The organism is Pseudomonas sp. SG20056, assembly GCF_031764535.1.
GTDB lineage: Bacteria > Pseudomonadota > Gammaproteobacteria > Pseudomonadales > Pseudomonadaceae > Aquipseudomonas.
In genome coordinates this window covers 845192-856983 of record NZ_CP134499.1, presented here as the reverse complement: position 1 = coordinate 856983, position 11792 = coordinate 845192, and the positions used below count along the sequence as shown (strand labels likewise).

The following is an 11792-nucleotide window of genomic DNA, read 5'->3' as shown; positions in this document are numbered from 1 at the left end:
GTTCAGAGTCGCGGCAGCAGCAGATCTTTGAGATCAGTAAGCTTGCCGTGAAAAAAGTGGCCGCATTCTGCCACTTTCAGCAGCTCATGGGCACGCCCGAGTGCCGCCGACCACTGATACACCACCTGAGGGTCGATAACTTCGTCGTCTTCGGGCTGGATCAGGATCAGCGGGCAATGGCTGGCTGGGGGCGTTTCTTCGCTCAGACGCTGCACGGCCGGCGCCACCATAAACAGCTTGTCGAGTTTTACGCCCTGGGCTTCCAGACGAGCACCGAGCGCAGCGGCGACAAAGCCACCAAAGGAAAAACCCAGCAGGGTCACGGGTAATTCGGGATGCTGCGCACGCAGCCAATTGGCCACGGCCTCGGCATCATCCACCTCACCGCTGGCCATATCGTGGCTGCCAGCGCTGGCGCCGACACCGCGGTAATTGAAACGCAACGTGGCCAGGCCACAGTCACGGGCCGTGCGTTGCAGAGTGGAGACCACCTTGTTGAGCATGGTGCCACCCTGCACCGGGTTGGGGTGGCAAATCAGCGCCACGCCACGGGCATCGGGGGTATCCAGCCACAGGGCTTCGAGTTGGCCGCTGGGGCCGGCAATCATCAGAGGGGTTTCGCGGGTGAGCAACAGGGAACTCCGTGACCTCGCAGTGGGTCGACTCGTCTAGCTGACAGCCTGCGCCATACACACCACCGCAAACGTTTCGGCATTGCATTGCGGTATACAGCACAGGTTCGAGCCGTTAACGTAAAGCAAAGCCGTTTAGAGAGGAAGGACTCGTGGAACAGACGCTCACCGCCTGGTTGCTACCCGCCATTACCCTGGTAGCTGGTATTGCCATTGGCTTCCTGATTGCCCGCCTGGCACCCAATGCCGCCCCTAGCCGCACCCAGCGTCAGCTAGATGAAATTCAAGAACGCTTCGACACCTACCAAAGCGAGGTGGTGACTCATTTCAATACCACCGCCAACCTGGTGAAAAAGCTCAGCCAAACTCAACTGGACGTGCAGCAGCACCTGTCGGACGGGGCCAACCGCCTGGCACTCGACGAGCTGACTCGCCAGCGCCTGCTCGCTACCCTGCACGCCGATGACAGCAGTGAAAAGCGCGAGCGTATCAAGGCACCGGTCCATCATGAAATGCCCAAAGACTACGCGCCGAAAAGCGCCGATGTGCCAGGCATGCTCGATGAAAGCTACGGCTTGAAGAACAAATAAACGCCGCTGACTCGGTCGTTTCGGCGACCGAATAGGCAATAAAAAGCCCCGCACTAGACGGGGCTTTTTAATGTGCAGCAGATTTAGATAGCGCTGCGCTCACGCAGCAGAGCCAACACCTGCTTGACGCCCTCTTCCACCGACAGCGACTGCGTATCGATCACCAGATCGGCATTCAGCGGCACATCATAGGGGAAGGATTCACCCGGAATGTTGTCACCACCCGCCGCGTACAAGCCCTGCGGATCACGCTCAGCGCAGACCTGCGGAGACGCCTGCACATAGACAGTGATCAGGCGCTCTGCACCGATCAATGCTTTGGCCTGTTCACGGCCTTCGGCATCCGGCGCCACGAAGGCGGCCAGGGTCAGCAAGCCGGCCTCGTTGAACTGACGCGCCACGTGCGCGGCACGACGCCAGTTTTCGGTACGCCCGGCACGATCCTGCGGCAGACCTTTGTTCAGGTCATGGCGCAGATTCTGGCCATCCAGCACATAAACCGCGCGGCCCATGTCGAACAGCTTGCGCTCTACGGCGTAGGCCAAGGTGCTCTTGCCCGCGCCGGACAGGCCGCTGAACAGCACGGTAGCCGGCTGCTGGCCGAAGCGCGTAGCACGCTCTTCGGTGGACACGTGCGCCAGCTTGCCATGATGGCCACCCGCGCCAGCCTCAACCGGCTCAGCGATGATCATGCCGGCACCCACGGTGCCGTTGGTCAGACGGTCAATGACGATAAACGAGCCAGTGGTGCGGTTGTGCGCGTAGCCATCCAGCGCAATCGGCGCATCCAGGGCGATACGCACCTGGCCGATTTCATTGAGTTGCAGGCTGCTCGCCGCGCCGTGCTCCAGGGTGTTCACATCGACCCGGTGGGTGATGCTGGCAATCGAGCCCGGCACATAGCTGGTGGCACGCTTGATGTCGTATTTCTTGCCCGGCAGCATCGGCTCTTCGGCCATCCATACCAGCATGGCGTCGAAGCTGTCGACCACCTGCGGACGGTTGTCGGCATGCACCAGCATGTCGCCACGGGAGACGTCGATTTCATCTTCCAGGGTGATGGTGATCGCCTGACCTGGACCGGCCTGCTCCAGCTCACCTTCAAAGGTGACGATGGATTTGACCTTGCTGCCCTTGCCCGACGGCAGCGCGATGATTTCGTCGCCCTTGCGCACGATGCCGCTGGCCAGGGTGCCGGCGAAACCACGGAAGTTCAGGTTCGGGCGGTTAACGTACTGCACCGGGAAGCGCAGATCGTCAAAATTGCGATCGCCCGCCACTTCCACGGTTTCCAGAATTTCCATCAGCGACTGGCCGGTGTACCAAGGCGACTGCTCGCTCTTGTTCACCACGTTGTCGCCCTTCAGCGCCGACATCGGCACGAAGTGCAGCGAGCTTGGCTTGAGCGCGATACCGTCAGCGAACTTCAGGTAATCGGCCTTGATCTGCTCGAATACGCCTTGATCGAAGCCCTTGAGGTCCATCTTGTTGATGGCCACAACGATGTGCTTGATGCCCAGCAGGCTGGCGATAAAACTATGACGCTTGGTCTGGGTCTGCACACCGTAGCGCGCGTCGATCAGGATGATCGCCAGGTCGCAGGTGGAGGCACCAGTAGCCATATTGCGGGTGTACTGCTCATGGCCGGGGGTGTCGGCGATGATGAATTTGCGCTTGGCGGTGCTGAAATAGCGGTAGGCCACGTCGATGGTGATGCCCTGCTCGCGCTCGGCCTGCAGGCCGTCGACCAGCAATGCCAGATCGACTTCCTCACCAGTGGTGCCGGACTTCTTCGAGTCACGGGTGATGGCTTCCAGATGGTCTTCGTAGATCATCTTGGAGTCGTGCAGCAGGCGGCCAATCAGGGTGCTCTTGCCGTCGTCGACGTTGCCGCAGGTAAGGAAGCGCAGCAGTTCTTTACGCTCGTGCTGGGCCAGGTAAGCGAGGATGTCTTCGCTGATCAGATCGGATTGGTGCGACATATTAGAAATACCCCTGACGTTTTTTCTCTTCCATGGAACCGGCAGCATCGTGGTCGATGACGCGGCCCTGACGCTCGGAAGTACGGGTCAGGAGCATTTCCTGGATGATGTCAGTCAGGCTGGTGGCCGTGGACTCCACCGCGCCGGTCAGCGGGTAGCAGCCAAGAGTACGGAAACGCACCATCTTCTTGGTGATACGCGCTTTCTCTTCATCCGAGAGGTGCTCAAGGATGCGATCATCGTCGATCATGATCAGCGTGCCATTCTTCTCGATCACTTCGCGTTCGGCGGCGAAGTACAGCGGCACGATCGGGATCTGCTCCAGGTAGATGTACTGCCAGATGTCCAGCTCGGTCCAGTTGGACAGCGGGAACACACGGATCGACTCGCCCTTCTTGACGTTGCCGTTGTACACATTCCACAGCTCGGGGCGCTGGTTCTTCGGGTCCCAACGGTGCTTGCTGTCGCGGAAGGAATACACGCGCTCTTTAGCGCGGGATTTCTCTTCGTCGCGGCGCGCGCCACCGAAGGCGGCGTCAAAGCCGTACTTGTCCAGCGCCTGCTTGAGGCCTTCGGTCTTCATCACATCGGTGTGCTTGGCACTGCCGTAGGTGAAGGGATTCATATCCTGCGCCACGCCATCGGGGTTGATGTGGGTGATCAGGTCCAGGCCGTACTCTTTGACCATCTTTTCGCGGAAGCTGTACATCTCCTGGAACTTCCAGCGCGTATCGACGTGCATCACCGGGAACGGCAGCTTGCCCGGAAAGAACGCCTTGCGTGCCAGGTGCAGCATCACGGCGGAGTCTTTACCGATGGAATAGAGCATTACCGGGTTGTCGAATTCGGCGGCCACTTCACGAATGATGTGGATACTTTCCGCCTCCAGTTGCTTCAGGTGGGTCAGTTTATCGAGCATGGCTACTCACGAAATGCGATGTGTTTGGGCCGGCGGGCCGTGGACGAGGGCGCACTCTAGCACAGCACCCACTTCTAATCAGGAGCCTAGTTAGATCGAAACGATCTAGCTTTATACCTGCCGGGAAGGCGGTAATTGCGCCTCAGATAGGGTTTGGGCAATCAATAAACAGATGCTCAATAGCAAAGCGCCGCGCCAGATAATCACCCAACGCCTGCACACCGTAACGCTCGGTAGCGTGATGGCCGGCGGCGATAAAGCTGATGCCATTTTCCCGGGCGCTGTGGAAGGTCTGCTCAGAGGCTTCACCGGTCAGGTATAGATCAACCCCGGCGGCAATCGCCTGGTCGATATAACCCTGACCGCCACCGGTGCACCAACCGACTCGACGAATCATCTCGCCGCCTTCGACCAGCAGTGGTTCGCGGCCCAGCACCTGATGCACATGGTGGGCGAAATCGCGCGGGCTCATGGCCTCGGCCAGCGAACCGATCAGGCCAACGGTGCGCGGATTTTCTGGCTCCAGCGGGCCTTCCACAGTAATACCCAGCTGAGCGGCCAGCTGCACGTTGTTGCCAACGTCGGGGTGCACATCCAGTGGCAGGTGATAGGCCAGCAGACTGATGTCGTTCGCCAGCAGGGTCTGCAGACGGCGGCGCTTCATCCCGGTGATGCAGGGATTCTCACCCTTCCAGAAGTAACCGTGATGCACCAGCAGCACATCGGCGTCGGCGTCCACGGCGGCCTCGATCAGCGCCTGGCTGGCGGTCACGCCGCTGACGATGCGGCGCACCTGCGGCCGGCCCTCGACCTGCAGGCCATTGGGGCAGTAATCACTGATTCGCGCCGCGTTGAGGTAGCGGTCGGCTTCTTCCACAAGGGTAGCCAGGGCAATGGCCATAGGGTTTCCTTATCAACAGGTGTGCGGGCGCTGCTTTATTCGCAGCCACCTCTCTATAATGGCGCACCTTAAGGGGCGCACCTGCCCCCGGCAACCCTCAGGATTGGATCGATGTTCAAGGCCCTGCGTTTCCTCGGCTGGCCCCTGCTGGTCGGCGTGCTGTCGGCACTGCTGATCATGCAATATTTCCCCCAGTGGGTCGGCTTGCCGGGACAGGATGTGCACGTACGCCAGGCACCGTTCTACAGCCGCATGCAGGAAGGGCCGGTGTCCTACGCCGATGCAGTGAACCTGGCCTCGCCGGCCGTCGCCAACCTGTACACCACCAAGTTCGTTAACAAACCCGCGCATCCATTGTTCGAGGACCCGCAGTTCCGCAAGTTCTTCGGCGATAACCTGCCCAAGCAGCGACGCATGGAATCGAGCCTCGGCTCGGCGGTGATCATGAGCCCGGAAGGCTACCTGCTGACCAACAACCATGTGGTCGCGGGGGCTGATCAGATCGTCGTGGCCCTGAAAGATGGGCGTGAAACCCTGGCTCGCATCATTGGCAGCGATCCGGAAACTGACCTCGCGGTGCTGAAGATCGACCTGCCGGACCTGCCGTTTATCACCCTCGGGCGCTCCGACAATATCCGCATCGGCGACGTGACCCTGGCCATCGGCAACCCCTTCGGCGTCGGCCAGACCGTAACCATGGGAATTATCAGCGCCACCGGGCGCAACCAGCTGGGCCTCAACACCTACGAAGACTTTATCCAGACTGACGCGGCAATCAACCCCGGCAACTCCGGCGGCGCACTGGTGGATGCCTATGGCAACCTGGTGGGCATCAACACCGCGATTTTCTCCAAGTCCGGCGGCTCACAAGGCATCGGCTTTGCCATCCCGGTCAAACTGGCGATGGATGTGATGCAGGCGATCATCGAGCACGGTCAGGTGATTCGCGGCTGGCTGGGCATCGAAGTACAACCGTTGACCCCAGAGCTGGCGGAGTCTTTCGGACTGGAAGGTCGCCCCGGGATCGTAGTGGCCGGTATTTACCGCGACGGCCCCGCGCAGAAGGCCGGCCTGCAGCCAGGCGATCTGATCCTCAGCATCGATGGCGAAGCCGCCGGCGATGGCCGCCGCTCGATGAACCAGGTGGCGCGTGCCAAGCCGGGTGAGAAGATCAGCATCGACATCCTGCGCAACGGCAAGCCCCTGAAACTGACCGCTGAGATCGGTGTAAGACCACCCGTCAACGGCAGCTAACCCTCCTCCTTTTTCACTTTGCGCAACGCAAGCGATAACTCTTCTCAATTTTAATGTTATGTTATTACATTAAATACAACAGAAGGATGTCTCCCCTTGCGCGCCGCCCACGCCTTACTCGCCAGCCTGCTGCTTCCCAGCACCTTTGCTGCAGCAGCAGAAAACCCCGTCGAGCTGTCCGCCACCACCGTCACCGCACGCCAGGAGCAGGCGGATGGCCCCGTGCAAGGCTATCGCGCCACCCGCTCGGCCAGCGCCACCCGCACCGATACACCGATTGAGCAGATCGCCCAAAGCATCAATGTGGTACCCGCACAGGTGCTCGAAGACCTAGGCACCTCGCGCATCGACCGCGCCCTGGACTTTGCTGGCGGCGTGTCCAGGCAGAACAACTTCGGCGGCCTGACCCTCCTCAATTACAGCGTGCGCGGCTTCACCACCGGCGAGTTGTACAAGAACGGCTTCGCCATCAACCGTGGCAGCTACAGTTCGCCGGACGCCTCCGGCATTGAGCGCATCGAAGTACTCAAAGGCCCGGCTGCCAGCCTGTATGGCCGTGGCGACCCCGGCGGCATGATCAATATCGTCAGCAAGAAGCCCCAGGCCGACGCCTTCAGCCAGCTCAAGGCCAGCGCCGGCAGCTGGGACCGCTACCGCAGCAGCCTGGACGTCAACACTCCACTGAATGACGACGCAACCCTGCTGTCGCGGGTCAACCTGGCGGTCGAGGACAACCAGAGCTTTCGCGACCATGCAGGCAGTGAACGGCAGATCGTCAGTCCGTCACTGAGCTGGCAGTTGGATACCGACACTTTGCTGCTGATCGAAAGCGAATTCAGTCGCACCGAGTCAGTGTTCGACCGCGGCATACCGGCGGTGAACAACCGCATGGGCGCGGTGAAAGACTCCACGTTTATGGGCGAACCGAACGACGGCAGCATCCGCAACGACAACCAGATGCTGCAGGTCAGCCTTGAGCATTACCTCAATGACAGCTGGAAGCTGCGCCTGGCCAACCACTACGCCCAAGGTCGCCTCCAAGGCAATAGCTCCGAGCCGTCACGCCTGGTTGGCGACACCCTGACGCGTTTCTATCGCCAGCGCAGCTTCGAATGGAACGACAGCATCACCCAAGCCGAACTGCATGGCAGCTTCAACCTCGGCAGCTGGCAGCACCAGACCCTCGCCGGCCTGGAGTACGAGAACTACCGCAACAGCCAGAAGTACCCACAAAGCGCGACCACCCTGGGCTACGGCCAGAACATCTACCAACCGCAGTACGGCCAGGCCAAGCCGGCCATCGTCAACCCCAACGATTTCTTTGAGCACACCGAGAGCTATGCCCTCAACCTGCAGGACCAGATCAGCTTCAGCGAACGCCTGAGCGGCTTGATCGGCGCGCGCTTCGAACGCTATGAGCAAACCGCACTGAACCGCAGCACCCGGGTCAGTAACGAGCAGAACAAGGATGTCGCCACCGCACGCACGGGGCTGCTCTACCAGTTGACGCCGCAGGTCGGGGTGTTCGCCAACGCCTCCACCTCGTTCAAGCCCAACAGCATCAGCAGCCAGGGCACGGTATTCAAGCCGGAGAAGGGCCTGGGCTATGAAACCGGGCTGAAGCTCGACCTGCTCGACAGCCGCCTGGGCGCGACCATCGCGCTGTTTCATATCGACAAGGAAAACGTGCTGACCGCCGACCCGGCCAACCCCGGCGACAGCATCGCGGCCGGCAAAGCGCGCAGCCAGGGCCTGGATATGCAGTTCAGCGGCCAGCTCAGCGATGCTGTGCGCATCATCGGTGCCTACGCCTTTATCGATGCCGAAGTCACCGAAGACAACAGCCTGCCGGTCGGCAGCAAGCTGCTCGGCGTCGCCCGCCACAGCGGCAGTCTGCTAACCGTTTACCAGTTTCAGGAAGGCAGCCTACGCGGCTCGGACATCGGCGCCGCGTTCAACTATGTAGGGGATCGCTCGGGGCAAGCCGGCAGCGACTTCGAATTGCCGGCCTACAGCACCGTCGACCTGCTCGCGCGCTACCAGGCCAGCGATGACCTGAGCATCGGCCTGAACCTCAACAACCTGTTCGACCGCGAGTACTACGAGCGCGCCTACAACAACGTCTGGGTCATGCCTGGCGATCCGCGCAACCTCAGCCTCAGGCTGACCCTCAATCTCTGACCCACCACTCAAGGAACCCCAGTATGCGTACCGTCAAACCCGCCATGCTCACCGCGCTATTTGCCGCCCTGCTCGCCGGGCAGGTCCAGGCCCATGGTCTGTGGACCGAACAACGCCGCGGCCATATCGAAACCATCTACGGCCACGGTGCCGAGGACAACGCCTTCAAGGCCGAGAAAATCAGCGGCGCCTGGGCCTATGACGCCGCCGGTAAGATGATTCCGGTCACCGTTCAGCGCCTGGAGGATCACGCCCGCCTGCAACCGCTGAAAACTCCGGCGGTGCTCGGCGTGGCGCTGGACAACGGCGCCTGGTCGCTAACCCCGGACAAACAGTGGATCAACCAGGGCCGCAGCAAAGTGCCGAACTCGACCGAGTCGCTGCACACGTTCAAGTACAGCCTGGCGATATACCAGGAAGGCGCCACGTTGCCGAAGCTGGATCAGTTGAAGATGGTCATTCTGCCGGAAGTCGACCCACTCAAGGTCGGCCCCGGCAAGCCACTGGCGGTAAGGGTGCTGGTGGATGGCAAGCCGGCTGCCGGGGTCGAACTGGTCGGTGACTACCGTGGTGCGCCGCACCAGATCAGCGCCACCACCGATGCCGACGGCCGCGCCCAGGTGCTGGTACGTAACGAAGGGCTGAACATCATCAGCGCATCCATCGACCTGCCCGTCAAAGGTGACAAGGACATCGAGACGCGCGGCCTGTTTACCTCGCTGACCTTCCTCGGTGCAGCGCACCACGAGTAAGGCTTCGCCGATAACAAAAAGCCGGAGCAGTGCTCCGGCTTTTTTACGACTGCCAGTTAAAGACCTTGCAGCGCGTTCAGCAGTGCTTGGTTCTGCTCCGGCGTGCCGATGGTGATACGCAGGAACTGGGCAATCCGCTGTTGCTTGAAGTGGCGCACGATCACGCCCTGCTCACGCAAACCGGCCGCCAGAGTCGCCGCGTCCTTGTCCGGATGGCGGGCAAACACGAAGTTCGCCTGTGATGGCAACACCTCAAAGCCGAGCTTTTCCAGCCCAGCCACCACAGCCTCACGGCTTTCGATCACCCGCTGGCAGGTCTGCTCGAAGTAAGCCTTGTCCTCAAACGCTGCCGCCGCGCCGGCAATCGCCATACGGTCCAGCGGGTAGGAGTTGAAGCTGTTCTTGATCCGCTCGAGCGCTTCGATCAGGTCCGGATGCCCCACCGCAATGCCGACCCGCAATCCGGCCAGCGAGCGCGACTTGGACAGGGTCTGGCTGACCAGCAGGTTGGGGTATTTATTCACCAGACTGATCGCCGTTTCACCGCCGAAGTCGATATAGGCTTCATCCACCAGCACCACGGTATCCGGGTTGGCCTTGAGCAAACGCTCGATCGCCTCCAGGGCCAGCCCGCAGCCAGTCGGCGCATTGGGGTTGGGGAAGATAATGCCGCCGTTGGGCCGCGCGTAATCCTCAACGCGAATCTGGAACTGTTCATCCAGCGGCACCTGCACAAAGTCGATGCCATACAGGCCGCAATACACCGGGTAGAAGCTGTAGCTGATATCCGGAAACAGCAGCGGTTGGCCATGCTGGAACAGGCCGTGGAAGGCGTGCGCCAGCACCTCGTCGGAACCGTTGCCGACAAATACCTGAGCGGTCTGCACGCCGTAATAGTCAGCCACCGCCTGTTTCAGGCGGTCGCTGTTCGGGTCCGGGTACAGGCGCAGGTTGTCATTGACTTCGGCCTGCATGGCGGCGATGGCCTTGGGCGAGGGGCCATAGGGGTTTTCATTGGTGTTGAGCTTGACCAGTTTGGCCAGTTTCGGCTGCTCACCCGGCACATAAGGCACCAGGTCTTTGACGAAGGGGCTCCAGAATTTGCTCATCTGCCCTTCTCTCCTCGAATTTGATCTTGGGTGAGGCGCGCGGGCGCGCCCTGAAAATTCAGTTCTTGATGCGGTATTCGGCGCTACGGGCGTGGGCGGTCAGCGACTCGCCACGGGCCAGCACACTGGCCACCTTTCCCAGCTCCGACGCACCCTCAGCCGAACAGTGAATGATCGACGAGCGTTTCTGGAAGTCATACACCCCCAGCGGCGAGGAATAACGCGCGGTACCCGAGGTCGGCAGCACGTGGTTAGGGCCGGCGCAGTAGTCACCCAGGGCCTCGGCGGTGTAACGGCCCATAAAGATCGCGCCAGCGTGACGAATCAACGGCAGATATTCTTCCGGGTTTTCCACCGACAGCTCCAGGTGCTCCGGCGCGATACGGTTGGCCACTTCAATGGCCTGAGCCATGTCGGCCACCTGAATCAACGCACCACGGCCTTCCAGTGAGGTGCGTGCAATCGTCTCGCGCTCCAGGGTCGGCAGCAGCTTGGCAATGCTTTCGGCGACGCGATCAAGGAAGGCGGCATCGGGGCTGACCAGAATCGACTGGGCGTCTTCGTCGTGTTCGGCCTGGGAGAACAGGTCCATGGCGATCCAGTCCGGATCGGTCTGGCCGTCGCACACCACGAGAATTTCCGAAGGTCCGGCGATCATGTCGATACCAACCTTGCCGAATACATGACGCTTGGCGGTGGCGACATAGATATTGCCGGGGCCGACGATCTTGTCCACCGGCGGCACACTTTCGGTGCCATAGGCCAGCGCGGCCACGGCTTGCGCACCGCCGATGGTGAATACCCGGTCGACGCCAGCAATACAGGCAGCGGCGAGAACGATTTCATTGATCTCGCCGCGCGGGGTCGGCACCACCATCACCACTTCTGGCACGCCGGCGACCTTGGCCGGGATGGCATTCATCAGCACCGAAGATGGATAGGACGCCTTGCCACCCGGCACATACAAACCGGCACGGTCCAACGGGGTGACTTTCTGCCCTAGCACCGTGCCATCGGCTTCGGTGTAGGTCCAGGAATCCTGACGCTGACGCTCGTGGTACAGGCGCACGCGCTCGGCGGCTTTCTCCAGGGCGCTGCGCTGCTCCGGGGTGATACGGGTCAGGGCCAGCTCCAGGCGCTCGCGCGGCAGGATCAGATCCGCCATGGACGCAACATCCAGGCCATCGAACTGCTTGGTGAACTCGACCAGCGCCGCATCGCCGCGCTCACGCACGGCCTTGATGATATCCAGCACGCGCTGGTTGACCGCATCGTCCGAGACACTTTCCCAGCTCAGCAGATGATCCAGATGCTGGGCAAAGTCCTGGTCAGCGGCATTGAGACGGCGAATAGCGATAGGAGCGGTCATAGCGGGCCTCTTAAATTGGCAAATGCTCGGGCGTCGCTAGGCTACCAAGCCCACCGTATGGACGCCCGAGATAATTGGCTATGACACGGATAGGCAGACGCGG

Annotated in this window: 10 protein-coding genes; 4 read left to right on the top strand and 6 right to left on the bottom strand. The window is 61.1% G+C overall.

The window, feature by feature from the left end; translation table 11 throughout:
* Positions 1 to 2 precede the first annotated feature (2 nt).
* Positions 3 to 632, bottom strand: coding sequence for an alpha/beta fold hydrolase (locus RHP75_RS04130; RefSeq protein ID WP_311090564.1), 630 nt, complete (start codon positions 630 to 632; stop codon positions 3 to 5).
* A 152-nt stretch (positions 633 to 784) separates the two neighbouring features.
* Between RHP75_RS04130 and RHP75_RS04125 the strand changes: the two genes are divergently transcribed.
* Entirely contained in the window at positions 785 to 1222 is a 438-nt protein-coding gene (locus tag RHP75_RS04125; RefSeq protein ID WP_167147454.1) for a YhcB family protein, read from the top strand.
* A gap of 83 nt (positions 1223 to 1305) precedes the next feature.
* On the opposite strand, the gene cysN is transcribed toward RHP75_RS04125, so the two are convergent.
* From cysN to RHP75_RS04110, 3 genes are all read right to left on the bottom strand, one after another.
* A complete protein-coding gene (gene cysN / locus RHP75_RS04120; protein ID WP_311090563.1) occupies positions 1306 to 3204 on the bottom strand; it encodes a sulfate adenylyltransferase subunit CysN in 1899 nt (632 codons plus the stop codon).
* 1 nt (position 3205) lies between these two features.
* Complete coding sequence (cysD, locus tag RHP75_RS04115; protein ID WP_160016076.1) at positions 3206 to 4123, bottom strand: sulfate adenylyltransferase subunit CysD; 918 nt, start codon at positions 4121 to 4123, stop codon at positions 3206 to 3208.
* A gap of 142 nt (positions 4124 to 4265) precedes the next feature.
* Positions 4266 to 5024, bottom strand: a complete 759-nt coding sequence (locus tag RHP75_RS04110) for a Nif3-like dinuclear metal center hexameric protein (protein ID WP_311090562.1) — start codon at positions 5022 to 5024, stop codon at positions 4266 to 4268.
* A gap of 111 nt (positions 5025 to 5135) precedes the next feature.
* Between RHP75_RS04110 and algW the strand changes: the two genes are divergently transcribed.
* The 3 genes from algW to RHP75_RS04095 all read left to right on the top strand — a co-directional run bounded on the left by algW (position 5136) and on the right by RHP75_RS04095 (position 9211).
* The gene (gene algW / locus RHP75_RS04105) at positions 5136 to 6278 is read left to right on the top strand and encodes a Do family serine endopeptidase AlgW (protein WP_311090561.1); all 1143 of its coding nucleotides are present in this window, start codon (positions 5136 to 5138) and stop codon (positions 6276 to 6278) included.
* 174 nt (positions 6279 to 6452) lie between these two features.
* Entirely contained in the window at positions 6453 to 8459 is a 2007-nt protein-coding gene (locus RHP75_RS04100; RefSeq protein WP_409079721.1) for a TonB-dependent siderophore receptor, read from the top strand.
* A gap of 23 nt (positions 8460 to 8482) precedes the next feature.
* Positions 8483 to 9211 (top strand): DUF4198 domain-containing protein, encoded by a 729-nt coding sequence (locus tag RHP75_RS04095; protein WP_311090559.1) that lies wholly within the window; start codon positions 8483 to 8485, stop codon positions 9209 to 9211.
* Positions 9212 to 9267: 56 nt separating this feature from the next.
* Here the strand turns inward: RHP75_RS04095 and hisC are convergent, their stop codons facing one another.
* Together hisC and hisD are read right to left on the bottom strand one after the other, a co-directional pair.
* Complete coding sequence (gene hisC, locus RHP75_RS04090) at positions 9268 to 10320, bottom strand: histidinol-phosphate transaminase (protein ID WP_311090558.1); 1053 nt, start codon at positions 10318 to 10320, stop codon at positions 9268 to 9270.
* 58 nt (positions 10321 to 10378) lie between these two features.
* The gene (gene hisD / locus RHP75_RS04085; RefSeq protein ID WP_311090557.1) at positions 10379 to 11689 is read right to left on the bottom strand and encodes a histidinol dehydrogenase; all 1311 of its coding nucleotides are present in this window, start codon (positions 11687 to 11689) and stop codon (positions 10379 to 10381) included.
* Between the last annotated feature and the right edge of the window lie 103 nt (positions 11690 to 11792).